Consider the following 25878-nt stretch of genomic DNA (forward strand, 5'->3'; position numbering starts at 1 on the left):
GCATTCACTTGAATTATAAAAACAGGCCGCACTTGTAATTGGTTATTCTGGAATACCAAACAGGGCACAGATTTCTTCGTAGCTCTTATTTCTATAATTTACTTGCCGTGCCGCAGGAGTGCCGCCTGGGATAATGATATAGCGAATGGTCACCAAGGAGCTTATAGGTACCGCTGGGGTTCCTCCATCGTGACGGAACCTGAAAACTTTGAGATTGCCTAGAGCGGGATAGGCTGCAATTGTATTTTCAGTGCCTCCTGCGCGCGAAGTATGCGGCAAGGGAACGGTTTCTGTGCTAAATCGAATGTAGGTCAATACGGCACCTGTTTCTAAGATGCCTGTCGTAATCTCAGGCGCAGCAAAATTATAGAGGAGTCCAGAAGTACCGTCTATGGTTGCGGGTGCTCCCGTTGGAACGGGAAGCCATTCGCTAAAGATTACGTTTGCTGTTCCGGGTTCGCCATTGAGTCCGTCTTCCCCATCTTTTCCATCATCAGAACAAGAAATAGCAAAGGCGGCAAAAATCATCACTACTAGTAAGCGGGTTGGTTTTAGGGTTGGTTTCATAACGATTAGGTTTAATTTATACGACGAAACTAAGCAACCCACGGCAAGCCGAAAAGCTAAAATATACGAACGGCGTTTTTAATCTATGAACAGCAGCTGTTTTGGATAGGGAACTAAAAAAAGACCTTCTTTCGAAGGTCTTTTTGTTTTTATGAAGACGGCAAAGCCGATTACATATTTCTTCTGTACTGTCCGCCAACTTCAAATAGCGATGCGGTGATTTCGCCAAGAGAACATACTTTCGTAGCTTCCATCAATTGTGCAAAGATATTTTGGTTGTTGATGGCCGCATCTTGAATGATGGCTAGCTGTTCTTTCATGTTTTCGCCATAGGCCTTGTGCAGGTTTTCTAGCGTGTGGATCTGGAACTGTTTTTCTTCTTCGCTGGCACGGATAACTTCAGCCGGAATGACCGTTGGCGATCCTTTAGAGCTCAAGAAGGTGTTAACGCCGATGATCGGGAATTCGCCCGTATGCTTCAGCATTTCGTAGTACATGCTTTCTTCTTGGATTTTAGAGCGTTGGTACATGGTTTCCATAGCACCTAATACGCCTCCTCTTTCGGTAATCCTGTCGAATTCTTGCAGTACGGCATCTTCTACCAAATCGGTCAGTTCTTCGATGATGAACGAGCCTTGTATCGGGTTCTCGTTTTTGGCAAGTCCCAGCTCTTTGTTGATAATCAGCTGAATGGCCATGGCACGGCGTACGGATTCTTCTGTAGGCGTCGTGATGGCTTCATCATACGCATTGGTATGCAGCGAGTTGCAGTTGTCATAAATAGCATACAGTGCCTGCAGCGTGGTACGGATATCGTTGAAATCGATTTCCTGCGCGTGCAGCGAACGGCCTGATGTCTGGATATGGTATTTCAGCATCTGGGCTCTTTCGTTTGCGCCGTATTTGTCCTTTAAGGCTTTAGCCCAAATCTTTCTGGCAACGCGTCCGATTACGGCATATTCTGGGTCGATTCCGTTCGAGAAGAAGAACGAAAGGTTCGGACCGAAGTCGTTGATGTCCATGCCGCGGCTCAGGTAGTATTCTACATAAGTGAATCCGTTGGCAAGGGTGAACGCCAGCTGTGTAATCGGATTAGCTCCTGCTTCTGCAATGTGGTAACCGGAGATTGAAACGGAATAGAAGTTGCGGACATTGTTGGTGATGAAGTACTCTTGTACGTCGCCCATCAATCGCAAGGCAAATTCGGTAGAGAAGATACAGGTATTCTGTGCTTGGTCTTCTTTAAGGATATCGGCCTGAACGGTTCCGCGCACTTGCGATAGCGTTCTGACCTTGATTTGCTCGTAAACATCTTTCGGCAGTACTTGATCTCCGGTTACTCCAAGAAGCATAAGGCCCAGTCCGTCGTTTCCTTCTGGAAGCGTGCCGTTGTAACGCGGCCTTTCTATTTTTTTCTTTTTGTAGATTTCGTTGATCGTTGCTTCTACTTCGTCTTCGAGATTGTTTTCTTTGATGTAGATTTCACACTGCTGGTCGATAGCGGCATTCATAAAGAAGCCCAACAGCATCGGCGCCGGACCGTTGATGGTCATACTCACCGACGTAAGCGGATGCGCCAGGTTGAAGCCTGAATATAATTTCTTAGCATCGTCTAAACAGCAGATGGATACTCCGGCATTACCGATCTTTCCGTAAATGTCTGGTCGAAGGTGCGGATCGTTTCCGTATAAGGTCACGCTGTCAAAAGCGGTAGACAGCCTTTTGGCAGGAAGTCCGGCGCTCACATAGTGGAAACGCTTGTTGGTTCTTTCTGGCCCTCCTTCTCCGGCAAACATTCTTGACGGGTCTTCGCCTTCGCGCTTGAACGGATACAGCCCAGAAGTGAACGGGAATTCTCCCGGCACGTTTTCTTGCAGGCACCATCTGAGGATATCTCCCCAAGCTTCGTACTTTGGCAGGGCTACTTTTGGTATCTGCGAGTGCGACAGCGATTCGGTGTGCGTGGCGATCTTGATTTCTTTGTCACGTACTTTAAACGTATAGACTGGATTTTTGTATTTGTTTACTTTTTCGTCCCATGTCAAGATGATTTCCCAGTTGTACGGGTCAAGGTCCATCTTTACTTTGTCGAACTGGTTGAGCAACAGGTTCAAGAAGATGCGGGTCTCGTTTTGTTCTTCGAGAGCGCTTGGCAAAACAGAATCATCATTGATTCCAGCTTTGTTGATTTCTGGCGTCTTTCCGGAAACGGTCTCGATCGTCTTGAAGATTCCGTATAGTTTTTGGGCTACTTGCTGCTGTGTAAGCGCAGTAGCATCGTATTTTCGGTTATTTTCGGCAATTTCTGAAAGGTAGCGCGTTCTGTGCGGCGGAATGACGAAGATTTTTTCGCTCATCTCGCGGGTAATTTCGAAAGTCGATTTTAGGTCGGCTTCGGTCTTTTCGTCAATCTTGTCCATGATGGCTTTGTAAAGCGTATTCATGCCCGGGTCATTGAACTGCGAAGCGATGGTTCCGAAAACCGGAAGGTCATCTGGATTGGCATCCCAAAGGTTATGGTTTCTTTGGAATTGTTTTTTGACATCGCGAAGCGCATCAAGCGACCCTCTTTTATCGAATTTGTTGATTGCGACAAGATCGGCAAAATCAAGCATGTCGATTTTTTCAAGCTGGGTTGCCGCTCCAAATTCTGGAGTCATTACGTATAAGGAAACATCGGAATGGTCCATGATTTCGGTATCCGATTGTCCGATACCTGAAGTTTCTAATATAATGATGTCGTATTTGGCAGCTTTCAAGACCTGAATGGCTTCGGCAACGTATTTAGACAATGCTAAATTGGACTGTCTTGTCGCCAACGAGCGCATATAGACACGCGGGTTGTTGATGGCGTTCATACGAATCCTGTCGCCCAAAAGTGCTCCGCCTGTTTTACGTTTTGACGGGTCTACAGAGATAAGACCGATTGTTTTTTCTGGGAAATCGATCAGGAATCTTCGCACCAATTCGTCTACTAAAGAAGATTTTCCAGCACCGCCTGTTCCGGTAATACCCAATACAGGGATCTTGCTGGTTTCGTTCTGCTTGTGGATCGTGTCTAAAGTTTCTTTTGCAATTTCCGGAAAGTTTTCTGCTGCGGAAATAACACGGGCAATTGCCGTAGGGTTCTTGTCTTCGAGGTGGCTGGCTTCGCCGTTCAGCTTGTCGCCGATAGGAAAGTCCGATTTCTGTACCAAGTCATTGATCATGCCTTGAAGGCCGAGCTCGCGCCCATCGTCTGGAGCATAAATTCTGGTGATACCGTAGTCTTGGAGTTCTTTTATCTCGTCTGGCAGGATTACGCCGCCTCCGCCTCCGAAGATTTTGATGTGCCCTGCTCCTTTTTGGTTGAGCAGGTCGTACATGTATTTGAAATATTCGTTGTGTCCTCCTTGGTAGGATGTCATGGCAATGGCATTGGCATCTTCTTGGATGGCAGTGTTTACTACTTCTTCAACGCTTCTATCGTGTCCTAAATGGATTACCTCGACTCCAGTCGACTGGATGATGCGTCGCATTATGTTGATTGCAGCATCGTGTCCGTCAAAAAGAGCTGCAGCGGTTACAATTCTTACTTTATTTTTAGGAATATAAGGTTTTGCTTGTTCCATTTTAAAATATATGTCAATTTTAGGTGTGCAATTTACGAAATTCCTAAAAATCTGGAAGGATTTATTTGGTATTTTAATTTAACGTTAAGACCCTGTCAGGGTTTAAAACCCTGACAGGGTCTTAACGAATACCATCGTATAAAAAACCCTCCTAGCGCTTGGACGCTAGAAGGGTCGGGGATAAAAACTCTAAATATTGTTTATGGACACAACATTTACAAAACTATTGGGTATTCTGTGGACTGCATTATTTCATCATCGCTGGGTCGATATCGACACCTAATCCTTGCGCTATTCCCATTCCTAGTCTAGGATCGGCCCTAAACCAGTGGCATAGCTGGCGGTTGATGATTTCCATTCGCTTCGGTCCTTCAATTCCAGACATGGCTCCAACGACATTGCTGATTAGGTTCTGCTGCTGTTCTGGCACTAAAAGCCTGAATAGATTGCCCGGCTGGGTATAGTGGTCGTTTTCGCCTTCGGCATTGCGGTCGTACCATGCAGCCACATTGCTTTCTAATGCCCATGCTGGTTCTTTATAGGATTGGTCTACTACAATATCGTCAAAGCTATTTGGGAAATAGTTCGGTGCGCTGCCTCCGTTTCCGTCAACACGCATCTGCCCGTCTCTTTGGTAATTGTTTGTGGCAAACGGACATCTATTTACAGGAATCTGCTCGTAGTTGGCTCCCAGCCTATAGCGGTGCGCATCAGGATAGGACAGTAATCTTCCTTGCAGCATTTTGTCTGGAGAATAGCCTATTCCATCTACGACATGTGCCGGAGCAAAAGCGGCCTGTTCTACATCTTGGAAATAGTTATCTGGATTTTTGTTGAGCTCGATGACGCCTACATCAATCAGCGGATAGTCGCCGTGCGGCCAAACTTTGGTTAAGTCAAATGGATTGATGTGATACGTTCTTGATTCGGCTTCGGTCATTACCTGTATTTTCATGTCCCAACGCGGGAAGTTTCCTTTGTCGATGTTTTCGATTAGGTCTCGCTGCGCAAAGTCCATGTCTTTTGATTTCATTTCGGCGGCTTCGGCATCGGTAAAGTTCTTGATGCCTTGTTTGGTCAGCATGTGGAATTTCACATAGAAGCGTTCGTTATCTTTATTGATAAAAGAAAAGGTGTGGCTTCCGAATCCGTGCATGTGGCGGTATCCGTAAGGCGTTCCTCTGTCAGACATGAGCGTCGTGACTTGATGAAGGCTTTCGGGATTCAGCGACCAGAAGTCCCACATCATCGTAGGCGATTTCATATTGGTATACGGATCGCGTTTTTGGGTGTGGATAAAGTCGCCGAACTTTTTCGGGTCTTTGATGAAGAATATAGGCGTGTTGTTTCCTACAAGATCCCAGTTTCCGTCTTCGGTATAAAACTTCATGGCAAATCCTCTAGGATCTCTTTCGGTATCGGCTGATCCCCTTTCACCACCAACGGTAGAAAAACGCAATAGCATTTTTGTTTCTTTACCAATGTGGGAGAAAATTTTTGCCTTGGTATACTTCGTAATGTCGTGCGTTACGGTAAAAGTTCCGAAAGCTGCCGAACCTTTGGCGTGCACTACTCTTTCTGGAATACGCTCGCGGTTGAAGTGCGCCATTTTTTCGTGCAGGATAAAATCCTGTAGCAAAAGCGGTCCTCTTGGTCCTACGGATTGTGAGTCTTCATTTTCTACATAAGGTTTTCCGGAGGCCGTGGTGAGTTTGTTGTGTTCTTTCATAATTTAGTTGATTTATTGATAAATGCTTTATTTCTAGTTTGTTTTCTCAAATTTAGGAAATTGATTATTATAAACAAAATTGATTGTTTTTATCTTTTAATAGCTTTACATTATAATAGCAAACGGTATGATGTTTGATTATCTTTGAAATCGAAAATTTAATCTTATGAAGAGACTATTCCTTTTAGCGTTATTTGTTGTGCCAATCGCCAGCTTTGGACAATTAGACGGATTCATTAAAAAGGCATCTGACAAGGTGCAATCTAAAACTGAAAAACTACAATCTAAAACAAGTTCTAAAAGTTCTGGAGGTATTTTAGGCAGTACCGATATCAGTGCCGGCCTGAAAGAAGCGCTACAGAAAGGTATTACCGAGCAGGTGACCAAACTGACAGCCGTGGACGGATTTTATAAAAACGAAGCGGTAAAAATTCTTTTTCCTGCTGAATTACAGAAAGTAGACAAGACTTTACGTTCTATGGGATTGTCGAGCCTAGCAGATGAGGGCATCAAAGTATTGAACCGCGCTGCTGAAGACGCTGTGAAGGAAGCTACTCCAATTTTTGTAAACGCTATTACGAGCATGAAATTTTCGGATGCTAAAAACATCTTATTAGGTAATGAAAACGCGGCAACGACTTATCTTCAAGGTACTACTTCTACAGAATTATATTCTAAGTTCAGTCCGGTGGTTAAGACTTCACTAAGCAATGTAGGAGCCGACAAGGTCTGGGAAGGCATTATCAAAAAGTACAATACGATTCCTTTGGTAACGAAAGTAAATCCGGACCTGAATGATTATGTAACCGACAAAGCGATGGAAGGCGTCTTTAAGATGATTTCTGTGGAAGAGAAAAAAATCCGTACGGATATAGGCGCACGCACTTCGCCCCTATTAAAAAAGGTGTTTGCGATGCAGGATTAATTCCGTACCTTTTAAAAAATTAAGAACTATGAAAAAGATTATTGTTTTTGCTTCCTTTATTTCTCTTTTCGGCTGTGCCGAACTGCAGCAGGTTGCCAGCCAATATCCGCAATTGGGAACGGCTCTCGGAAATCCGGATATTGCGGCGGGACTCAAGGAAGCCTTGAATAACGGAATCACGAAAGAGGTTTCTAAATTGACCGCAACTGATGGCTTTTTTAAAAACCAGATGGTAAAGATCTTGCTTCCGGCAGAACTGCAGAAGGTAGATAAAACGTTACGCAACATAGGCTTATCAAGCCTAGCCGATGAAGGCTTAAAGGTGTTGAACCGTGCCGCCGAGGATGCCGTAAAAGAAGCCACTCCTATTTTTGTGAATGCGGTCAAGAACATGACATTTACTGATGCCAAGAATATCTTGTTGGGAGCTGATAATGCGGCTACGACCTATTTGCAGAATTCTACTTCTCAAGCACTGTATTCTAAATTCAGTCCGGTTGTTCAAAATTCTTTAGGAAAAGTCGGAGCTGATAAAGTGTGGAGCACCATCATCACAAAATACAATGCTGTTCCGATGACTACCGATGTGAATCCTGACCTGACAGATTATGTTACCGACAAGGCTATGGAAGGTGTTTTTAAAATGATTGCGGTGGAAGAAAAAGACATACGCACGAACCTTTCTGCCAGGACGTCTGACTTGTTAAAAAGAGTGTTTGCAATGCAAGACAAGAAGAGTTAAAAAGGGCTCGTAAAAAATTAGTAATCAATAACATATAAATAACATTGCCTTAACATATATGCTCCAAAAAAAATTGGACATTTGCAAAGAGATTAATGGTTTTCTCATTTGGTTAGGGTTAGTTAGAAAAAAAATGCCAGTGCTTTTAGGAGCTCTGGCTTTTTTATTTGATGCTGTTTTTCTTATAAGGAATTCAAGAAATCGAGTAAGGCATTTCTTTTGGCTGCGGATAATTGCTTGAATTTTTCTTTTGCTTTTTGGGCTTCTCCGCCATGCCAGAGAATGGCTTCTGTCAAGTTTTTGGCTCTTCCGTCATGTAAAAAAGTAGTGTGCCCGTTGACAAGTCCCGTGAGGCCAATTCCCCATAACGGACGTGTTTTCCATTCTCTTCCTGTGGCTAGGAAATCGGGCCTATCGTCTGCAAGGTCGTCGCCCATATCATGCAAAAGCATATCGGAGTAGGGATAAATAGTCTGGTATGCCAAAGCCGAAATCGAGCTCGGCCCTGTCACTTGCTTCGGAATATGGCATTTGGAACATTCTAAGCTTTCAAACAGTCTTGCTCCTTCTTTCACGCTTTTACTATTGATATTTCTAGCTCCTGGAACGGCTAATGTCTTGCAGTATAAGACAACTTGATCTACGATAGACTGCGGTATTTCGGGATCATCATCGCGTCCGTCCTGTCCGTTAGACTGATTGTGTCCTGTTTCGTTCGGGAAGACATAATTGGTAATTCCCATATCTTCTACATACGCAGCAGTGCATTGTACTAATAATGTACCTGTGTTTGCTTTCCATCCGAATCTTCCCAAGACAGTCTGTCTTAAATAGGGATCCCAGACATAGTTGGCTTTTCCTGAAATGCCGTCACCATTGGCATCATTGATGTCTTGGTTTGCTAAAATATCTTGCTCAGGAATGGCTTCCAGAAGTCCCAAACCGAAAACCGGTGTCGCAATTCGAGGCGACAGCATGAGTCCGCCCGGAAGATTGGTATAAGGATCGACCAGAGAAATGACCGGCTTTTGCAAAACAATTACAGTGCCGTCTGCCAATGTTTCTGTTTTTTCTATAAAAGCAGCCTGATAACGTGCTTCTGGAAGGAATCCAAAAACGGCTTGGTTCTGAATCTGCACGCCAAAACCAGGAACAGGATTCGGCCCGCCATGTTCGTCTTGCCCAAAAATACTGGCTCTCATTAGCAGTCCGCTCCTGCTGTTTAAATTGGCTGGAAAATTAGGACGTCCGTCATTCGGATGGCACGAAATGCAGGAAGAATTGTTAAAGATTGATCCCAATCCAGAGTTTACAAGCGCGGGAGCCGTGACAAAAACCGCTTCGAATTGGGTATCTCCCATAAGATGCATCTGCAAGTCAGCTGCCGAAAGGTTGGGTGCCGGTGTCCTGAACGCAATGCTGGTAGCAGAGAATATGGTAGTCTCGCCTCCGGCATACATCCTTTCGGAAAGATCGATATCAATATAAGACTCGTCATCATTTTTATCGCAGGAAAGCAGCGTGAGTCCCAAACTTGCCAGTAAAAATCCTTTTCTGATCATTCTTTTTGTCTGATTTTTATAGAAATGCAAAAAGAATATCCATGTCCTGAATATCCTTTTTGCTTTTGATTATGATTGAAATTTGCCTAGTTGTTAGCAATAAATGGTTTCAATTGTGACTGGATCAAAACTTGCAATTCTGCTACTTTATCTCTTGCATTTTCTACTGCTGGGACATTGTTTGTAACGGCATCGGTGAAAGTTCCAGGAATGGCTTCGATTGCTGCAATAGCGCCGTCGATTTTCGCCTTGATGTTAGCATCCAAAGCGCTGTTTTTTGGAGCAACAATGTCAGTCAGTCCTGAGTTTGTACCTCCATTAAAATCACCTAAATAGATGTTTTTGATACTTCTCATGTTGTCAGCAAAATCTTTTTTAGAGTTGTTGCTGAAACGTGATTCTTCTTGAGAAACACCTTCGTCTAGCGGTGTTTGGATTTTCCCTGTAGAAACCTCATCAGCAATCGTGATTAATCCGTTGATGATTTCTTCTAAAGCTGCTTTTTGTGAAGCATATCCTTGGTTACCTGTATTTCCAGCATTGATAAAGTGTCTTGCAAAGTTACCTCCTGATTCTTTCCAGCCGTCATACAGAAGCTGTGTATTGTTTTGCAAATCGGCAGCTGCGGCTCTCAAATATTCCAATTCTCTAGCTGTCAAAGCACTTGCCGCTTTGTTTCCATTGATACCCCATACCAAATATTCGATCAAGTGGAAACCGCGCGCTTCTACGTTTGCTTCGATAGTCGCTGTTGTGATTGGGTTACCGCTGTTCAAGATGTCATTCATCGCGTTAACGTCAACTGGCCAAGTATCCATCGCAGGGTCGATTCCTCCTGTGTCTACTGGTCCGTATAAAAATCCTTCTGATTGTTCCCAAGGAGATCTTGTCGCTTTCCAAGCTTCTTTTACTGCTGTCAAAGCTGTTTCGTTTCCGATTGTCAGAGCATTTACAGCTGTTTTTAAAGCGATTGCTTTGTTATTCAAATCTTCGTACGTTTTAGTGATTACGTCTTTAGACAAATCTGTAAGTACTTCTGAATATAATCCGGCATTAGGGTCTGTTCCAGAAGAATCATCGTTATTACTGCAATTCACTAACATTACAGAAGACATTGCCAATAAGCTCAGGCTAAAAATTCTCTTTTTCATTATGTTCAAGTTTAAAATATTGGTTAGTAATTATTTTAGAATGAAAATCCGATTCCTGCTGAAAAGGTATTTTCTTGTTGTTTTTTTCCTGTGAAAGCCAATGTGTTTGGATCGAAGTTTTCAGAACCTAGCCTTCTGTTTTGGTAATGTGCTTTTAATACAATCTGCGGGTGAACGAACCAGTTGAAGCCTCCCATGATGGCACTTCTTTCCCATCTTGGCTTTTTGACTACGGTTCCTTCGACTTCATTCATGGTATCATAGTAGTCGTAGCGTACGAATGGATAGACTTTTTGTTTTGTCGTCTGGTTGAAGAAATGCAATACTTCGTAACCGCCTTCAAATGAGAATCCTAAAGCATTTTTCCCGACAGGCGTTCTTTTCACTCCCAAATTGTTAGAAAGAGAAGCATTTTTTGCCGTAACGATGTTTGAGTTTTCAAGATTTCCCCACAATACGATGGAATTGAATCGAAGGTAGTCTTCATCATATGTGATATGTCCTTCAAAAATCATCACATAAGCGGATTCTTTCATGTCATTTTTCGGACGGTTAGCCGCTGCATCGTTGATATAAGCAGAAGCTCCGAAATAAGTGTATTTGTTTTTTCCGAATTTATAATCCAAACGCCCGGTGAAAGCCCAAGAATTTCCGTTTGACATTTCGAAACGAGTCTGGTAGCCTTCTTTAATCCAGCCTCTTGAACTGAATCCTGAAGCATCAAGACCGTTCGTGATCGAGAATTCATATTTTAGCCTTTTTAGGAAAGTTCCGTGAAATTGCACTCCGTTTTCGTACCAGCCCAATGGCAGGATTTCGTTTTCCATTTCCTGACGGTGCGTCGTAAAATAAGAAATTGGACGGTCTAAATCTTGAGCCAATCCGAAGTGTATTTTCATCCTACCCGCCCTGATGTTAAAATACGGACGGATGGCAAAATTGATATGGATCTGCTCGATTTTTACTTCTCCTCCTGCTTCGATTTCTTGTTCGTATTCACCGAATTCTTCTTGAGTATCTAATTCTACTGTAGATCCGGTACCGCCATGCTCGAACTCGATTTCTGACTTGAAGCTGATCCAATCGTTAAAATTGTAGCCTAGATACAGGTTCAGACGTTCTGCATCGAACTTGTCTTTCATGTTGGGATCCGTATCGAATTTTGTGTAGTTATAGTAATTTACGACTCCATAGCCGCTCAAGGTAAAGTTGCTCCAATTGAAAAGTGTTTTGTTTTCTTTGGCAAAATCTTTCTTGATTTCTGCTTTTAATTCTTCGCGGAGTTCTTGTTTTATTTCTGTTTTTATTTTTTCAATATCTAACGAATCCGTCTTTTGGGCAAACAAACAAACTGACGCAAATAAAAAGAAAAATAGTACTGCTTTTTTCATTGGAAAATAGAATTTGGCGCAAATCTATAAAATTATTTAAATACAGTCTAAATAAAAATAGAATATTTTTTAACTTAATTTTAAGAACTTGATTTTGAAATAATTAAAAAATATTTTCAAAAAAAACAATCTATTTTAAATCAGTCTAAATAAATATTAAATACATTTGCACAAAATTTATTAAGAAATTACGCTCTCCAAACAAATATGGTACGCCAATTTATTTACAAGCAAATAGATAATAGCCAACTAGTTGTATTTCGAATTTTATTCGGAGCTCTTCTTCTATGGCAAGTATTCGATTATGCTTTGTCTGGATGGGTGAAGAACAATTTTATAAAACCTTCTTTTACGTTTTCTCATATCGGCATGGAGTGGTTGCAACCGCTTCCTGGCAATGGCATGTATTATTATTTTGCTTTGATGGGAGTTTCGGCCTTATTGATTTTGATCGGGCTGCAATACCGTTTGAGCATTATAGTATTTACAATTTTATGGTCGGGTATTTATTTCATGCAAAAAACGACGTATAACAACCATCATTACCTCATCATACTGATTTGTTTCTTGATGTGCTTTCTTCCTGCTAACGCCTATGCCTCTATCGATTCAAGAATAAATCCCAAAATAAAAAGGCTCACGATGCCTTCTTGGTGTTCGTGGATAATGGTCCTGCAGATTGCCATTGTTTATTTTTATGCCTCAGTCGCCAAGCTGTATTCGGGCTGGCTGGACGGTTCTTTTACCAAAGGAATGCTGGCAAGGCATGCGCCTGATTTCCTAAAAGATTTTTATGCTCAAGAATGGTTTTATCTTTTTATCGCTTATGCCGGGCTAGTCTTTGACTTCCTTGTCATTCCGCTACTTCTCTGGAAGAAAACACGCAATCTTGCTCTTGTGGCTTCTATCCTCTTTCACATTTTCAACAAAGCACATTTGGGGATAGGAATTTTTCCTTTTTTAGCATTGAGCCTTATCGTGTTTTTTTATCCGCCAGAAACGATGCGAAAGTTATTTCTATGGAGAAAGCCTGAGGCAATAGTCAATGAAGATGTTACGGAAGGAAAGAAAATCGTCCAATGGATACTCATCCCCTATTTCGTTCTCCAAATACTGCTGCCCATCAGACATTATGCCATAAAAGGCGATGTACTCTGGACCGAAGAAGGCCACAGATTAAGCTGGAGAATGATGCTTCGCTCCAGAAAAGGAACTACGAAATTCAAGGTCGTTAACAACCAGACTAAAGAAGTCAAATTCTATAAGCTCAAGAAAATCTTGACCAAAAAACAAATTAAGGGCATGCAGTCCAAACCTGACATGATCTGGCAGACAGCACAAAAGATTCGGGAAAAATATGCCCGGATTGGAAAAGACGTCAGCGTTTATGCAGATTCAAGAGTTTCGATAAATCACGGCGAAGCTAGAAGACTGATCAATCCCGATGTCGATTTAGGCAGGGCCAAGTGGAATTATTTCTGGCATAACAACTGGATCTTATTGTACGACAAAAACGGAAATCTTATTCATTAATACAATCACTTTTAACACCAACCTTATGAAAAAAGCAATACATTATTTAGTCGCCGGATTAGCAATCATCCTTGGAGCTTTCTTTGTCTACAAAGGCCTTGATAAGCATTTTCTTTCAGAATGCAAAGTATATGAACCGGACAGTCCGTTACCATTAAACTATCGAAATTTGATAACAGCACTATGTACTTCTGGATTTACCAAAGTAGTCGGAATTTTAGAAATCGCTTCGGGGATTCTCCTGATTATTCCAAGAACAAGATTGCTGGGCAGCATCGTTTTGCTTCCTGTAATCATTACTATTTTTCTCTTCCACTTGCTTATTGACAACCGTCCGCACGAGCTTGTAGAAACCGGAATTCCTCTTTTCGTAGCCATTGTAGTTTTTGCTTCTTATTATGACGTGTGGAAAGTCATTCTTACCGGAAGAAAAAATTAATCCAATCAAATCTCCCACAATGAAATCATTACTTTTTAGTGCTATCATGCTTGCCACAACGAGCATGATTGCACAAACAATCACTTTAGGAAATGGTACTTCATCAGGTACATCGGCTCCAATCGCTTCTTGGTATAATTCTTCGGCAACTGAAAGTATCTATACGGGTACAGAAATTGGTACGACTGGAACTATCACTAAAATTTCCTATCAAAAAGCATCAGGTTCTTCCACCATAGAACCGAATGTGAAAATCTATATGAAAACTACTGAATTGGCTGTAATCGGAACAGCGGCATATTCTATTGGCGATAGCAATTTCAGCAATTATACGCTGGTTTATGACGGAACAATTCCAAATGCTACGCCTTCAGGCATTATGGAAATTAACCTGCAGTCTCCATTCCTTTTTTCTGATGGTTCAAAAAACCTATCCGTTTTAGTCGTTGGTTCAACATGCATTCCTTCCGGAAGACCACAATACAGATACACGACTACGCCTTCTAAAATGTCGGCAGGATTTACAGACGGAAGCATCGGTTGTGACGGCACCAATACTTGGAATTCTACTTCGTCTATGTCGCCAGTTTGGGAACGTCCGAATTTGGTATTGACACTCCAATCTTCACTTTCACTTGGAGAAACTATTTCAGCGAAAGACGATGTACAGATTCTTGCACAAAACCAACAATTACAAATCTCTTCAGAAAAAACAATTATCTCAGAAATTACTGTGTTTGATCTTTCAGGCCGAAAACTTGCAGCAATCAAGAGCAATTCAGAAACGGCTACCATCGACCTAAACCTAGCCAAACAAGTTCTGATTGTACAAATCAAGACTGCCGACAACCATATCATCAATAAAAAAATAATCTTCTAGAATGAAAAATATTTTGCTATTGTTTCTGCTTGCTGTAAGCTTCCCTGCTTTTTCTCAAAAATGGAACACTTCAATTGCAGAAGCAAAAACAATCGCTTCTAAAGAAAGTAAGCCAATCGTACTCGTATTCTCTGGCTCTGATTGGTGTGCTCCGTGCATCAAGCTTGAAAAAAGCGTCTGGCAATCGGAAGAATTCAAAAAAGAAGCCAATGACAATTGGGTCTTGGTCAAAGCCGATTTCCCTAAAAAGAAAAACAATACACAATCGGAAGAGCTGAAAGCACAAAACCGAGCCTTGGCTGAGAAATACAACAAGGAAGGTTTTTTTCCGCTCATAGTTGTACTTGACAAAACTGGAAAAGTCTTGGGCAAGACAGGCTTCAACAGCATCAAAGCCTCGGAATATATTTCTTTGATCAAATCTTTTCTTTCCAAATAATGAAAAAAACGGTCTTACTGATTTTCCTCTTAAGCACAACAATTCTTCAAGCCCAAGTCGTTAGAAAAAGGACAGTCAAGCTAATGGGAAGTCGTTTTGATATTACGATTTCCGCAAAATCAGCTACTGAAGCGGAAGCTTATATCGATACGGCGATTACAGAAATTGAGCGGATTGAAAACGTATTATCTGAATGGAGAGCAGAAACTTTAGTTTCAGAAATCAACCGAAACGCAGGAATCAAGCCCGTCAAGGTAACTCCAGAGCTTTTTGGCCTGACCGAAAGAGCTTTAGGGTTTTCAAAACTAACAGATGGCGCGTTTGACATCAGCTTTGCTTCTATGGACAAAATCTGGAAATACGATGGCTCGATGACCGAGTTGCCTTCAAAGGAATCGGTCAAGAAATCAGTGCAAAAAGTCGGCTACAAGAACATCATTCTCGACAAAAAAAACAGCACCATTTTCTTAAAATTGCCCGGAATGAAAATCGGTTTTGGTTCCATCGGAAAAGGCTATGCTGCCGACAAGACCAAAGAATTAATGGTTTCTAAAGGCGTAACAGCAGGGATAATCAATGCTTCCGGAGATATGAATACGTGGGGAAAACAGCCTGACGGAAAAGAATGGACTATCGGAATTACGAATCCGATGAACCAGAACAAAGTCTTTGCGACATTTCCTTTGTCTGGAAATGCTGTGGTCACTTCGGGTGATTATGAAAAATTCGTCATGCTGAATGGAAAAAAATACTCGCACATTATTGACCCTCGTACTGGTTATCCTGCTCATGGTCTTTCAAGCGTAACGGTTTTTGCCTCTAGTGCTGAATTAGCCAACGGACTTTCGACTTCGATAATGGTCATGGGAAAAGATGCGGGTTTAAACTTAGTCAATCAGATTCCAGGCATGAGCTGCGTAATCGTTGACGAAAATGGCCAGATTTTTTACTCTGATGCAATTGACATAAAAAAATACCAAAAATGAAATATACGCTATTGATTTTCTTTTGCTTATTGATCCTGCAATCTTGCAAGAGCACGCAAGTTAAAGAGTATGAAAAACAACATATTAACGATCCAGAGATGAAGCTTTCTGCCAAAACAGCAGAACGGCACGAAACAAATTTTCAAGTCTATCGTGAAGGCGCTTCGGGTGCCAACGGAGGCAAGACAGGCGGAGGCTGTGGTTGCAACTAATGTATACTATACGAAAAATTATTTTTGTTTTTTTACTGAGTATCAGCGGACTTGCGCAAGAAAACGATTCTACAGAAGTGGTCTATAAAAGGCGTGTTCTTGAGGCATCCGAAATTGAATTTATTAGCAGTTATTACAAGCAAGACGGAAGCCATTCTGCTGTTTCAGGCGGCATCGGAACAGAAAAACTGACCGACGTAGCTTCAAACATTGTTCTTACAATCCCTTTGAATGCAGATGATGTCTTGACAATCGACGCTGGGTTTTCTGCCTACACTTCGGCTTCTTCCAGCAATATAAATCCATTTTTTACGGACGGAAGTTACGTCGATAATGGCAACAATACTGGGGCATCGCGCGGTTATGCCAAAAGCACAAAAGACCTGAATAGAGATAGCGACGATGATGACTACGGAAGGATCCAGCCCTTACCGTATGGCAGTCCTTGGATTGAATCGACTGGAGCTTCTAGAAAAGATGTTTTGACCACATTGTCTGCCAACTACAGCCACAGTTCGGATGACAGAAACCTGATATGGAACGCGAATCTGTCTGTTTCAAGAGAATACGATTACCAGTCCTTTGGTTTTGGCGGCGGAATTGCAAAATTGTTCAATGAAAAAAATTCTGAAATTTCAATAAAAGCCAGCGCTTATTTGGACAAATGGAAAGCCATCTATCCTACGGAACTTCATGAATATGCGAAGTATGGCTTCAATTTCCAAAACAACGGCTATTTTGAAAACGTAACGGTTTATGACCAATACGGACTTGAATCTAGCAATTACCTTCCGTTCTATTTCTCAGAATTTGATAATGAAAAAAGAAATTCATACTCGCTGTCGCTAGGGTTTTCACAAGTGCTTACGAAAGAACTGCAAGTTTCTATTTTCATGGATGTGCTGTATCAGGAAGGCTTGCTCTCGACTCCTTACCATAGGGTCTATTTTGCAGATAAAGCGAACTATTACATAGGCCAGAAACGCTATATTCCTCTTTATGATACGCCTCAAAACAAAGGTATTTACAGGCTTGCCGATGATGTAGAACGATTGCCTGATAATCGATTCAAATTGCCGCTCGGAGCAAGACTGAATTATTACATCAATGATTTGATGGTATTGAGGACTTATTACCGCTTTTATTCGGATGACTGGGGACTTGTGTCGCATACGGCCAGCATCGAGCTTCCGATAAAAATCTCGAATTCTTTTAAAGCTTATCCGATGTATCGCTTTTACACTCAAAAGGCGTTGGATTATTTTGCACCATTTGAACAGCATTATTCCAGCGAAAAATATTATACCTCAGATTATGATCTTTCTTCGTTTGACAGCCATCAATATGGGGCAGGATTCAGCTATGCGGCTGTATTCTCTCCGTTTAAAATTTTCAAGTTTGGATTGAAAAATGTCGATTTCAGATACAACCATTACAGCCGAAGCGACCGGCTAGAAGCCGATATTTTTACAATCGCCATCAAATTTGTAAACCAATAAACCAATTATATCACTCTTTTAAAAATCAAAACAATGAAAAAAATTACAGCTATTATTTTATTAATCCTTGCCGGACTTGTCCTTTCCAATTGCAATAAGGATGACGACAATGCTCGTGATGGCGGAAATTCAATCATCGGGACATGGAAAATTATTGAAGAATATACCGACGGAACTGCCGTGAGCCTAAACAGCTGCGCTTTGCAGGAAACTTATATTTTTGGAGCGGAGCAATTTACGCATGAGATTTATTCGAATTTTTCCAGAAGATCTGGAGCTTCTTCTGATGATGAGGGTGACGACGATGGCGGCGATGATAACAGCGACGATGAAGATGATGATTCTAGCGATGATCATGGGGATGATGGAAGCGACGATACTTCAGATGATACCTCAGACGACGTGTCTGATGATAATGACGACAATCCCAGCGGAGAATGCTTGATGCAAGATCAAAAAATAGGTTTCTGGACGGCACAGAATAATAATTATGTCCTTACTGTAGATGGCGCTTCAGAAAACCTGACGATTCATTTTACCGATGCAAATAACAGATTTTATTATGAAAAGATCATAACTGTTAGTGGAGTTACAAAAGTAAAACGCTACGTCTTCCAAAGGCAATAAGACATTAACCAAACAAAAAAGCTGTTCATTTAGAACAGCTTTTTTTATAGATTTTCGTGTAATTTCTTAAAGTAGTCAAAGGCTTTAAACACACGGCTTCCGTACCAAGAAAACATTTCGCCATCGACGAAAATCGTTTTGGCATGATGCGTATGTCTTCCCAATTCAAAAGCGTGCTCGTCTTTAAACGGGAAAGGTTCTGAAGAAAGCAAGACCAAATCGGGGCCACCTTGGATTCGCATCTTCTGAACGACAACTTCAGGATACCTGCCTTCGTATTTTGGATTATTATCGTAGATATTTTCAAACTTATTCAGTTTCAGCAATTCATTGATAAAGGTATTACCGCCAGCAACCATATACGGATTTGCCCAGATGAAATAGGCTACTTTTTGGACTTCTTTGTCTTTGATAAAATGCTGAAAATCGGCCAAAGCAAAATTGGTCTTATCAATCCATTTTTGAGCTTCGGTACGTTTGTTGAATAACTGTCCGAAATCTGAAATCATCTGAAGATTATCTTCAATGGTTACAATATTAGTCACCCAAACAGGGCAGATTTTCTGTAGTTCTTCAACAATTTCTAAGGTATTTTCTTCTTTATTCGCAATGATAATATCCGGCTGAAGAAGCCGTATTTTTTCATAATGGACTTTTTTTGTTCCTCCAATAATTTTCTTGGTCGATTTTAAATGGTAAGGATGCACACAAAACTTGGTTATTCCGATAATACTTTCTTCTAAGCCTAAATCAAACAGCAATTCCGTTTGCGACGGCACTAATGAAATGATTCTTTTCGGGGCTGTCTCAAAGGCAAACTGATTTCCTAATTGGTCAGTATAGGTTTTCAATGGCTTATTCTTTTATCTTATTATTAATTCCGTTAGGAAACATAATCGCCAAGAGTACAAAAATAAGCAGAAAGTTAAATTCCACTCCATTTCTTCCACCGCCGACAACGAACCAGCCTTCGCTAAAATGAACCATGACGATTCCTATAACCAAAATAAAAATGGTAACAATCGATGCCAGCTTAACATATTTGTTCCAGAGCAACAATACAGCTGCTGCTACATGCGACAATTTAATCAGCCATGCCAGAAAAACTCCGTAAGGCGCAAAACCTACAGTATTCAGATACAGATTGCCAAAATCATTAATACCATTGTTAAACATGCCTGGCACGCTGTGCATGACCAAAATTACGGCAACGGCAAAACGAAGAATAAAAGTTCTGTCCATAGAGATTTATTTGAGGATGTGTTCCATTTCTTGCTGTATTTTTAGAGCTTCTTCTCTAGCTTTTTCCGCAAAATCTTTTTCTTGCGAAGCATAAATAATTCCTCTTGAAGAATTGATCAGCAAGCCTACATTTTCAGACATTCCGTATTTGCATACTTCCGACAGGCTGCCGCCTTGAGCACCGACACCTGGAACCAATAAGAAGCTGTTTGGAATTATCTTTCGAATCTCAGTAAAATATTCTGCTTTGGTCGCCCCTACAACATACATTAGGTTTTCAGAATTTTTCCATGACTTAGACGTTTCGATTACTTGTTTGTAAAGCTCTTTTCCGTCCACAGATTTGGTCTGGAAATCAAAAGCACCTTCATTAGAAGTCAGTGCCAAGAGTATCGTAAATTTATCTTCCACAGCTAAAAAAGGCTCAACCGAATCTTTTCCCATATAAGGCGCTACTGTTACCGAATCAAAAGCCATATCTTGTAGAAATGCTTTGGCATACATAGCCGAAGTATTTCCGATATCGCCACGTTTTGCATCCGCAATCGTAAAAATCTCTGGATGTTTTTGATTGATATAGGCAATAGTTTTTTCTAACGAAATCCAGCCTTTAATTCCATACGCTTCATAAAAAGCAGTATTCGGCTTATAAGCAACGGCCAGATCATGCGTAGCGTCGATTATGGCTTTGTTGAATTCAAATATCGGGTCTTCTGTTGCTAGAAGATGTTGCGGAATTTTATTTAAATCCACATCAAGGCCGATGCAGAGAAATGATTTTTTTTGGCGAATTTGATCTGTTAGCTGTTGTGTTGTCATTGCTTGGAAAAGGTTAGTTTTATAAAAAAAGCCCCAATAATGAGGCTTGTTTATTTTAGAATACTTCGCTGGCTTCTTTTAATTTTTCGGTATTGCTTACCAATTGAAGCTCGTCTACAATTTTATGGATATCTCCATTCATAATATTTCCTAAATCGTATAACGTCAGTCCGATTCTGTGATCCGTTACACGCCCTTGAGCGTAATTATAGGTACGGATTTTTGCAGAACGGTCACCCGAACTTACCTGCGAGCTACGTTTTTGAGCATCTTCTTCCTGTTTTTTAGCTAATTCTTGCTCATACAGACGAGAACGCAAAACGGTAAATGCTTTGTCTTTATTTTTATGTTGCGATTTTTCATCTTGGCATTGCGCCACCAATCCTGTCGGAATGTGCGTCAAACGAACAGCAGATTTCGTCGTATTTACCGACTGTCCTCCAGGTCCTGATGAACAGAAAAAGTCAATACGGACATCATTCATATCAATCTGCACGTCAAATTCTTCCGCTTCTGGCAAAACCATTACCGTTGCTGCCGAAGTATGCACACGGCCTTGTGTTTCCGTCTGTGGAACACGTTGCACGCGGTGTACGCCAGCTTCGAATTTTAAAGTACCGTAAACATCATCGCCAGTTACTTCAAAAATAACCTCCTTGAAACCTCCAGAAGTTCCTTCGTTCATATCTACAACTGAAGTTCTCCAGCCTTTGCTTTCGCAATATTTAGTATACATACGGAACAAATCTCCGGCAAAGATACTCGCCTCATCACCACCCGTTCCGGCACGAATCTCAACCATTACGTTTTTGGCATCTTCCGGATCTTTTGGGATTAGCATGAATTTGATTTCTTCTTCTAGTTCTGGCAATCTCTGTTTGGCTTCATCCAACTGCATTTTTGCCATTTCAGTCATTTCTGGGTCGCTACCGTCAGCAATAATTTCGTTTGCTTCTTCGATGTTGCCCATTATATTTACGTACTCGTCACGCTTTTCAGCAAGCGCTTTCAAGTCTTTATATTCCTTGTTCAATTGAACGTAGCGCTTCTGGTCGGCAATCACATCCGGCTGGATGATCAGATCCGAAATCTCGTCAAAACGCTGTTTTACAATCTGCAATCTATCTAACATCTTTTTCTTTCCTTTGTTTGGAGTGCAAATTTACAAAAAAATTGTTTATGTTTTATGGAGCAAGGCCATGAGATTTTTTACTTACTTTTGAAATAAAAACTTTGATTATGGAAAATTTCGACTGGACAAAATTTACAAGAAAAATTGCAGTAAAATCAAGCATTTCAAAGCTTTATGATGCTTGGACAAAAAGTTCTGAGATAGAAAAATGGTTTCTAAGCAACGCTTCTTTCTTTGATTTAGACGGAAAAAAGATTCATGCTGACAGCGCTGTAGCTAAAGGTTTTTCTTATGAATGGCGATGGTTTTTATATGAGGATGTTGAAAAGGGAAAAATTACAGAAGCTAATGGTAGCGATTTCGTGCAATTTACGTTTGCCGGAAATTGTCTTGTCGACATAAAACTTTCTCAAGAAAATGATTATATTATTGTGGAACTGACCCAGAAAAACATCCCGACCGACGAAGGCTCAAAAAGAGATATCCGCTTGGGCTGTCACACTGGCTGGAGCTTTTATCTGGTTAATCTAAAATCGGTTTATGAAGGCGGACTCGATTTAAGAAACAAGGATGAAAACACATTTCCTATGGTAAATAATTAGGGATGGACTATCAACTTTATTCGCCAAACGATAGGCTTTCGAAATACATTCGCTGTTATTGGAGTCTCGACAACCTGGAAGATTCTACGCCTCATTCTAGAGAACGGATTTTTCCTGATGGGTGTATCGAGCTGATTTTTAATCATGGCGACTTATTTGTTACCTATAATCCTAAAGGTGAGGCCGAAGTACAGCCGAAAAGCTTTATTCACGGACAGCTCAAAAAATTTATCGAAGTACAAGGAAGAGGAAAAGTGGGGATTTTCAGCATCCGATTCCAGCCTGCTGGATTGCAGCCTTTTATTGATCTTCCTGTCAGCAACCTGACCGAAGTCTTCATGGAGGTTTCAAAAATCTGGAAAGAAGGAAGTCTTTTAGAAGAAGACATGAACCGTTGCCAAAGCAATGACGAGCGCATTACCGTAATCGAAAACTTTCTTGAAAGCAGACTCGAAAATGCTCCTAACAATGACGACATCGAACGCTGTGTTGAAGAAATCATCCAATCAGACGGAATGATTTCTATAGAAAAACTAACCGAAGACCTGAATATAGGAAAGCGACATCTGGAACGAAAATTTCTTTCCAACGTCGGATTAAGTTTGAAATTATTCTCCAGAATTATTCGATTTAATAATGCCTTACAGCTGATTGAAAATAAAGATTTTAGAAATTTTACTAATGTCGCACACGACGGCGGTTTTTATGACCAAGCCCATTTTATCAAAGATTTCAAGTACTTTACGGGACTAAATCCGAAGCAATATTTCTCTGAAAATCTGGAAATGGCAAAATATTTCAACTTAGAATAAGTCCAAGTCGCTTTTTTACAATTTTTATCCATGCCTATTTCCCCATATTTGCATACAAACAAAAACAGAACATTATGAAAACAACTTTTTATGCAATAGCTATCTTGGCAGCAATTTCTGCTGTTTCTTGTAAAGAAGCACACGATGCAAAACTGCCTCCTGTTGAACCTACACCAAAAAGCTTTGCTGAAATCCAAAAGGCAAACTGGTTCTTGGGACGTTGGGAAAACAGTTCTAAAGAAGGCAATATGTCTGAAATCTGGACCAAAGAAAACGATTCTACTTTTCACGGAGAAAGCTACTTCGTCATCGGAAAAGACACTGTCTTTGCTGAAAGCGTACGATTGTGGCAGAAAGAAAACCAGCTGGTTTATGAAGTTTCGGTAAAAGGCCAAAACGATGAAAAGCCTGTCGACTTTGCCCTGACTTCTTCTTCTGACAAACAGTTGATTTTTGAAAACACTAAACACGATTATCCAAATAAAATCACCTATAACAAGATTACAAATGACAGCCTTGTAGCAGAAATTTCTGGAATGAAAGACGGAAAAGCAAAAGCAGAGCAATTTCCTATGAAAAAAGTTCAATAGCTTTACAAACGAACAAAACAATAAAACAATCAAAAATGGCACAAGTAAATCCTTATCTTACTTTTAATGGAGACTGCGAAGCAGCGTTTCTATTTTACAAATCTGTATTTGGTGGCGAATTTTCATATATCGGAAAATTCAAAGACATGCCTTCAGAACAGCCGCTTCCTGATGGAACAGGAGAATTAATCATGCACGTTTCACTGCCTATCAGCAAAGAAACTGTATTGATGGGAAGCGACACAAGCGAAGCTTTCGGACAGCAAGCAGCTATTGCAGGAACCAATTTTTCAGTTTCTATCAATACAGAAAGCGAAGCGGAAGCTCAAAAACTTTTCGACGGACTTTCTAATGGCGGGAAAGTAACTATGCCGCTAGAAAAAACTTTCTGGGGTGCCTTTTTCGGCATGTTCATAGACAAATTTGGTATCCTTTGGATGGTGAATTATGATTATGAACAGAAATAAATTAAGATACAGAGCCTCGTTTAAAACGGGGCTTTTTTTTGCCTAGCACTTTAGAAAAGTAAAGTATATTTGCGGCATCTTTTTTAAAAACTACCATGAAGCAACAAAAAATAAGAGGACTGCACCGCGACTTAGGCTATTTCTATATCGGATTGATTATTTCTTTTGCCTTTTCGGGCATCCTGATGAACCACCGAGAAAGCTGGCATCCTGAAAAATATACGATTGAAACAAAATCGATTGAAGTAAAATTACCGTCGGAAGAACTCATCAGCGAGAAATATGCCGAATCGTTAGGCAAAGAATTCGGAATCGACGACAAAATCAGGCGTCACTCCATAAAAAAAGGAACATTCAAAATTTCTTTCGAAAACCACGACGTAGAAATCGATATGGCTTCTGGAAAAGGAGAAATTGTCACTTTCAAGAAAACGCCTATCATTAGCCAAGCCATGAAGCTGCATAAAAACACTTCGGAATGGTGGATCTACTATTCAGACATTTTTGGAATTTCATTAATCCTAATTGCAGTAACAGGAGCATTGATGATTCCGTATGGAAAATTCACGTTCAAGCAAAGAGGCTGGAAATTAGCCATTGCAGGCGTCGTCTTTCCACTGCTCTTTTTGTTCTTATTGAGCTAAAATAAAAAACCTCGTTTATTGCTAAACGAGGTTTTTTTATGTTTTAGGAGAATATTACTTTGAATTTTCTTCTGCCGGAACTTCTTCTTTCGCTTTTGGAGCTGGAGCTTCTTTTGAAACCAAACCTTTAGCCTGAAGCATATTGTACCAGTTCAATACTTTTTTGATATCTGACGGATATACTCTGTCTTGATCATAATCTGGCAAAATTTCCAAGAAATAAGCGGCTAATTTTGCATTGTCTTCTTTGTGTGATATAGCAGGACCATTGTCTTCTTTTACTGCAATAGCTCTCATTACTTCAGCCAATGGTTTTTCTTGATCGTAGGTATACATAGAGATTTCTGAAAGAAGGCTCACATTACTTCTTAAACCGACAGTAATTTTCTTTCCGTCAAGCAAAGATTCTGCAACAAATCCCGTACGAGTTTGAAGCTTTAAAGCGTATAAACCTGGTTTGCCAGAAATGGCTAATATTTTTTCTAAATTCATTTTAAAGATATTTTTATAATTGAAATTAATTTATGTTCGTGTTATCTGCCTTTTTTGGCAACAAACTTCATTTTGTAATCCGGACGCGTTTTTCCATCCATGATGTTTTGAAGTTTTTTCTTTATTAACTGTTTTTTTAGCGAAGATATTTTATCCGTGAATAAAATTCCTTCAATATGGTCGTATTCGTGTTGGATTACTCTAGCAATCAAACCATCGTATTCTTCTGTTCTTTTATTGAAATCATCATCAAAAAATTCAATTGTGATTTTTTCATTTCTGTACACGTCTTCACGTACTTCAGGAATACTTAGACAACCTTCGTTAAAGCCCCATTCTTCTCCTTCTTCTTTCAGCATTTTTGGATTGATGAAAGTCATCTTGAAGTTTTTTAGTTGTTCTTGTTCTTCAGCATCTAAATCCTCATCATCCGCAAACGGAGAAGTATCAATAACAAACAGACGCAAGCTAAGGCCTACCTGCGGCGCTGCAAGACCGACTCCATAAGCATTATACATAGTATCATACATATCAGCAACCACTTGCTTTAGGTTAGGATAATCGCTTGGTACTTCCTCTCCTACTTTCCTTAAAACCGGATCACCGTATCCTATAATTGGTAAAATCATTTCTTTTGTATTGAATTATAAAGAATTAGCAGGGTTTCTGCAAAATTCAGAGGGCAAAAATAGTGAAAAAAGATAATAGATGGTAATCTTTTAGTAACATCGAAAGCGTTAAATCTTTATTTTTTTAATTCCGAAAATGTTTATCAATTCCTATCT

The 25878-nt window shown here is 40.5% G+C and carries 27 protein-coding genes; 15 read left to right on the plus strand and 12 right to left on the minus strand.

Going from position 1 to position 25878, the window contains the following annotated elements:
* Positions 1 to 42: 42 nt before the first annotated feature.
* From OLM56_RS15730 to OLM56_RS15740, 3 genes are all read right to left on the minus strand, one after another.
* Positions 43 to 567, minus strand: coding sequence for a hypothetical protein (locus OLM56_RS15730; RefSeq protein ID WP_264527644.1), 525 nt, complete (start codon positions 565 to 567; stop codon positions 43 to 45).
* Between the two features lie 170 nt (positions 568 to 737).
* A complete protein-coding gene (locus OLM56_RS15735) occupies positions 738 to 4178 on the minus strand; it encodes a methylmalonyl-CoA mutase family protein (RefSeq protein WP_264527645.1) in 3441 nt (1146 codons plus the stop codon).
* 247 nt (positions 4179 to 4425) lie between these two features.
* On the minus strand, positions 4426 to 5907 hold the full coding sequence (locus OLM56_RS15740) for a catalase (RefSeq protein WP_264527646.1): 1482 nt from the start codon (positions 5905 to 5907) through the stop codon (positions 4426 to 4428).
* 166 nt (positions 5908 to 6073) lie between these two features.
* Here OLM56_RS15740 and OLM56_RS15745 point away from each other — a divergent pair, with 166 nt between their 5' ends.
* On the plus strand, positions 6074 to 6832 hold the full coding sequence (locus OLM56_RS15745) for a DUF4197 domain-containing protein (protein WP_264527647.1): 759 nt from the start codon (positions 6074 to 6076) through the stop codon (positions 6830 to 6832).
* A gap of 28 nt (positions 6833 to 6860) precedes the next feature.
* On the plus strand, positions 6861 to 7574 hold the full coding sequence (locus OLM56_RS15750) for a DUF4197 domain-containing protein (RefSeq protein WP_121374742.1): 714 nt from the start codon (positions 6861 to 6863) through the stop codon (positions 7572 to 7574).
* A gap of 182 nt (positions 7575 to 7756) precedes the next feature.
* Here the strand turns inward: OLM56_RS15750 and OLM56_RS15755 are convergent, their stop codons facing one another.
* The 3 genes from OLM56_RS15755 to OLM56_RS15765 all read right to left on the minus strand — a co-directional run bounded on the left by OLM56_RS15755 (position 7757) and on the right by OLM56_RS15765 (position 11678).
* Complete coding sequence (locus tag OLM56_RS15755; protein ID WP_264527648.1) at positions 7757 to 9136, minus strand: di-heme oxidoredictase family protein; 1380 nt, start codon at positions 9134 to 9136, stop codon at positions 7757 to 7759.
* An 86-nt stretch (positions 9137 to 9222) separates the two neighbouring features.
* The gene (locus OLM56_RS15760) at positions 9223 to 10287 is read right to left on the minus strand and encodes an imelysin family protein (protein WP_264527649.1); all 1065 of its coding nucleotides are present in this window, start codon (positions 10285 to 10287) and stop codon (positions 9223 to 9225) included.
* A gap of 35 nt (positions 10288 to 10322) precedes the next feature.
* A complete protein-coding gene (locus OLM56_RS15765) occupies positions 10323 to 11678 on the minus strand; it encodes an autotransporter outer membrane beta-barrel domain-containing protein (protein WP_264527650.1) in 1356 nt (451 codons plus the stop codon).
* Between the two features lie 207 nt (positions 11679 to 11885).
* On the opposite strand from OLM56_RS15765, the gene OLM56_RS15770 reads away from it, so the two are divergent.
* From OLM56_RS15770 to OLM56_RS15805, 8 genes are read left to right on the plus strand one after another with little or no spacing between them, the layout of a single operon-like run.
* On the plus strand, positions 11886 to 13211 hold the full coding sequence (locus tag OLM56_RS15770; protein ID WP_264527651.1) for an HTTM domain-containing protein: 1326 nt from the start codon (positions 11886 to 11888) through the stop codon (positions 13209 to 13211).
* Positions 13212 to 13236: 25 nt separating this feature from the next.
* Positions 13237 to 13650 (plus strand): DoxX family protein, encoded by a 414-nt coding sequence (locus OLM56_RS15775; protein ID WP_264527652.1) that lies wholly within the window; start codon positions 13237 to 13239, stop codon positions 13648 to 13650.
* A gap of 19 nt (positions 13651 to 13669) precedes the next feature.
* Positions 13670 to 14530 (plus strand): T9SS sorting signal type C domain-containing protein, encoded by an 861-nt coding sequence (locus tag OLM56_RS15780; protein WP_264527653.1) that lies wholly within the window; start codon positions 13670 to 13672, stop codon positions 14528 to 14530.
* Position 14531: 1 nt separating this feature from the next.
* A complete protein-coding gene (locus OLM56_RS15785) occupies positions 14532 to 14969 on the plus strand; it encodes a thioredoxin family protein (RefSeq protein WP_264527654.1) in 438 nt (145 codons plus the stop codon).
* Positions 14969 to 15955, plus strand: coding sequence for an FAD:protein FMN transferase (locus OLM56_RS15790; RefSeq protein WP_264527655.1), 987 nt, complete (start codon positions 14969 to 14971; stop codon positions 15953 to 15955). The genes OLM56_RS15785 and OLM56_RS15790 overlap by 1 nt, the downstream gene beginning before the upstream one ends.
* Positions 15952 to 16167 (plus strand): DUF4266 domain-containing protein, encoded by a 216-nt coding sequence (locus OLM56_RS15795; protein WP_121374751.1) that lies wholly within the window; start codon positions 15952 to 15954, stop codon positions 16165 to 16167. The genes OLM56_RS15790 and OLM56_RS15795 overlap by 4 nt, the downstream gene beginning before the upstream one ends.
* Positions 16167 to 17666 (plus strand): DUF3570 domain-containing protein, encoded by a 1500-nt coding sequence (locus OLM56_RS15800; RefSeq protein WP_264527656.1) that lies wholly within the window; start codon positions 16167 to 16169, stop codon positions 17664 to 17666. The genes OLM56_RS15795 and OLM56_RS15800 overlap by 1 nt, the downstream gene beginning before the upstream one ends.
* Before the next feature lie 33 nt (positions 17667 to 17699).
* Positions 17700 to 18293: a hypothetical protein gene (locus OLM56_RS15805; protein ID WP_264527657.1), complete on the plus strand. Its 594-nt coding sequence runs from the start codon at positions 17700 to 17702 to the stop codon at positions 18291 to 18293.
* A 44-nt stretch (positions 18294 to 18337) separates the two neighbouring features.
* On the opposite strand, the gene OLM56_RS15810 is transcribed toward OLM56_RS15805, so the two are convergent.
* Genes OLM56_RS15810 through prfA form a run of 4 tightly spaced genes read right to left on the minus strand, consistent with a single transcriptional unit; the run spans position 18338 to position 21486 of the window.
* Positions 18338 to 19144, minus strand: coding sequence for an ABC transporter substrate-binding protein (locus OLM56_RS15810; RefSeq protein WP_264527658.1), 807 nt, complete (start codon positions 19142 to 19144; stop codon positions 18338 to 18340).
* Between the two features lie 4 nt (positions 19145 to 19148).
* Complete coding sequence (locus OLM56_RS15815; protein WP_264527659.1) at positions 19149 to 19535, minus strand: DoxX family protein; 387 nt, start codon at positions 19533 to 19535, stop codon at positions 19149 to 19151.
* A gap of 6 nt (positions 19536 to 19541) precedes the next feature.
* On the minus strand, positions 19542 to 20354 hold the full coding sequence (gene pyrF, locus OLM56_RS15820; RefSeq protein ID WP_264527660.1) for an orotidine-5'-phosphate decarboxylase: 813 nt from the start codon (positions 20352 to 20354) through the stop codon (positions 19542 to 19544).
* Positions 20355 to 20409: 55 nt separating this feature from the next.
* On the minus strand, positions 20410 to 21486 hold the full coding sequence (gene prfA / locus OLM56_RS15825; RefSeq protein ID WP_121374757.1) for a peptide chain release factor 1: 1077 nt from the start codon (positions 21484 to 21486) through the stop codon (positions 20410 to 20412).
* A gap of 107 nt (positions 21487 to 21593) precedes the next feature.
* Here prfA and OLM56_RS15830 point away from each other — a divergent pair, with 107 nt between their 5' ends.
* The 5 genes from OLM56_RS15830 (at position 21594) to OLM56_RS15850 (ending at position 24601) form a co-directional block, all read left to right on the plus strand.
* Positions 21594 to 22088, plus strand: a complete 495-nt coding sequence (locus OLM56_RS15830) for an SRPBCC family protein (RefSeq protein ID WP_264527661.1) — start codon at positions 21594 to 21596, stop codon at positions 22086 to 22088.
* A gap of 2 nt (positions 22089 to 22090) precedes the next feature.
* Positions 22091 to 22900, plus strand: a complete 810-nt coding sequence (locus tag OLM56_RS15835) for a helix-turn-helix transcriptional regulator (protein WP_264527662.1) — start codon at positions 22091 to 22093, stop codon at positions 22898 to 22900.
* Between the two features lie 74 nt (positions 22901 to 22974).
* A complete protein-coding gene (locus OLM56_RS15840) occupies positions 22975 to 23490 on the plus strand; it encodes a DUF6265 family protein (RefSeq protein ID WP_182492380.1) in 516 nt (171 codons plus the stop codon).
* A gap of 35 nt (positions 23491 to 23525) precedes the next feature.
* Complete coding sequence (locus OLM56_RS15845; protein ID WP_182492381.1) at positions 23526 to 23957, plus strand: VOC family protein; 432 nt, start codon at positions 23526 to 23528, stop codon at positions 23955 to 23957.
* Between the two features lie 95 nt (positions 23958 to 24052).
* Entirely contained in the window at positions 24053 to 24601 is a 549-nt protein-coding gene (locus OLM56_RS15850) for a PepSY-associated TM helix domain-containing protein (RefSeq protein ID WP_264527663.1), read from the plus strand.
* Between the two features lie 54 nt (positions 24602 to 24655).
* Here OLM56_RS15850 and OLM56_RS15855 read toward each other — a convergent pair whose 3' ends face one another.
* Positions 24656 to 25093 (minus strand): DUF5606 domain-containing protein, encoded by a 438-nt coding sequence (locus tag OLM56_RS15855; RefSeq protein ID WP_121374763.1) that lies wholly within the window; start codon positions 25091 to 25093, stop codon positions 24656 to 24658.
* Between the two features lie 41 nt (positions 25094 to 25134).
* Positions 25135 to 25722: a peptide deformylase gene (def, locus tag OLM56_RS15860; protein ID WP_121374764.1), complete on the minus strand. Its 588-nt coding sequence runs from the start codon at positions 25720 to 25722 to the stop codon at positions 25135 to 25137.
* Positions 25723 to 25878 lie beyond the last annotated feature (156 nt).

The organism is Flavobacterium sp. N2550 (assembly GCF_025947265.1).
Lineage (GTDB): Bacteria > Bacteroidota > Bacteroidia > Flavobacteriales > Flavobacteriaceae > Flavobacterium > Flavobacterium endophyticum.

Excerpts from the sequence above, each read along its gene's own strand:
- OLM56_RS15840 (WP_182492380.1), top strand. The coding sequence starts at position 22,975 with ATGAAAACAACTTTTTATGCAATAGCTATCTTGGCAGCAATTTCTGCT.
- OLM56_RS15830 (WP_264527661.1), top strand. The coding sequence starts at position 21,594 with ATGGAAAATTTCGACTGGACAAAATTTACAAGAAAAATTGCAGTAAAA.
- OLM56_RS15815 (WP_264527659.1), bottom strand. The coding sequence starts at position 19,535 with ATGGACAGAACTTTTATTCTTCGTTTTGCCGTTGCCGTAATTTTGGTC.
- OLM56_RS15845 (WP_182492381.1), top strand. The coding sequence starts at position 23,526 with ATGGCACAAGTAAATCCTTATCTTACTTTTAATGGAGACTGCGAAGCA.
- def (WP_121374764.1), bottom strand. The coding sequence starts at position 25,722 with ATGATTTTACCAATTATAGGATACGGTGATCCGGTTTTAAGGAAAGTA.
- OLM56_RS15780 (WP_264527653.1), top strand. The coding sequence starts at position 13,670 with ATGAAATCATTACTTTTTAGTGCTATCATGCTTGCCACAACGAGCATG.
- OLM56_RS15730 (WP_264527644.1), bottom strand. The coding sequence starts at position 567 with ATGAAACCAACCCTAAAACCAACCCGCTTACTAGTAGTGATGATTTTT.
- OLM56_RS15835 (WP_264527662.1), top strand. The coding sequence starts at position 22,091 with ATGGACTATCAACTTTATTCGCCAAACGATAGGCTTTCGAAATACATT.
- pyrF (WP_264527660.1), bottom strand. The coding sequence starts at position 20,354 with ATGACAACACAACAGCTAACAGATCAAATTCGCCAAAAAAAATCATTT.
- OLM56_RS15765 (WP_264527650.1), bottom strand. The coding sequence starts at position 11,678 with ATGAAAAAAGCAGTACTATTTTTCTTTTTATTTGCGTCAGTTTGTTTG.
- OLM56_RS15790 (WP_264527655.1), top strand. The coding sequence starts at position 14,969 with ATGAAAAAAACGGTCTTACTGATTTTCCTCTTAAGCACAACAATTCTT.
- OLM56_RS15775 (WP_264527652.1), top strand. The coding sequence starts at position 13,237 with ATGAAAAAAGCAATACATTATTTAGTCGCCGGATTAGCAATCATCCTT.
- OLM56_RS15785 (WP_264527654.1), top strand. The coding sequence starts at position 14,532 with ATGAAAAATATTTTGCTATTGTTTCTGCTTGCTGTAAGCTTCCCTGCT.
- OLM56_RS15855 (WP_121374763.1), bottom strand. The coding sequence starts at position 25,093 with ATGAATTTAGAAAAAATATTAGCCATTTCTGGCAAACCAGGTTTATAC.
- OLM56_RS15795 (WP_121374751.1), top strand. The coding sequence starts at position 15,952 with ATGAAATATACGCTATTGATTTTCTTTTGCTTATTGATCCTGCAATCT.
- OLM56_RS15805 (WP_264527657.1), top strand. The coding sequence starts at position 17,700 with ATGAAAAAAATTACAGCTATTATTTTATTAATCCTTGCCGGACTTGTC.
- OLM56_RS15740 (WP_264527646.1), bottom strand. The coding sequence starts at position 5,907 with ATGAAAGAACACAACAAACTCACCACGGCCTCCGGAAAACCTTATGTA.
- OLM56_RS15750 (WP_121374742.1), top strand. The coding sequence starts at position 6,861 with ATGAAAAAGATTATTGTTTTTGCTTCCTTTATTTCTCTTTTCGGCTGT.
- OLM56_RS15745 (WP_264527647.1), top strand. The coding sequence starts at position 6,074 with ATGAAGAGACTATTCCTTTTAGCGTTATTTGTTGTGCCAATCGCCAGC.
- prfA (WP_121374757.1), bottom strand. The coding sequence starts at position 21,486 with ATGTTAGATAGATTGCAGATTGTAAAACAGCGTTTTGACGAGATTTCG.
- OLM56_RS15800 (WP_264527656.1), top strand. The coding sequence starts at position 16,167 with ATGTATACTATACGAAAAATTATTTTTGTTTTTTTACTGAGTATCAGC.
- OLM56_RS15760 (WP_264527649.1), bottom strand. The coding sequence starts at position 10,287 with ATGAAAAAGAGAATTTTTAGCCTGAGCTTATTGGCAATGTCTTCTGTA.
- OLM56_RS15770 (WP_264527651.1), top strand. The coding sequence starts at position 11,886 with ATGGTACGCCAATTTATTTACAAGCAAATAGATAATAGCCAACTAGTT.
- OLM56_RS15735 (WP_264527645.1), bottom strand. The coding sequence starts at position 4,178 with ATGGAACAAGCAAAACCTTATATTCCTAAAAATAAAGTAAGAATTGTA.
- OLM56_RS15755 (WP_264527648.1), bottom strand. The coding sequence starts at position 9,136 with ATGATCAGAAAAGGATTTTTACTGGCAAGTTTGGGACTCACGCTGCTT.
- OLM56_RS15850 (WP_264527663.1), top strand. The coding sequence starts at position 24,053 with ATGAAGCAACAAAAAATAAGAGGACTGCACCGCGACTTAGGCTATTTC.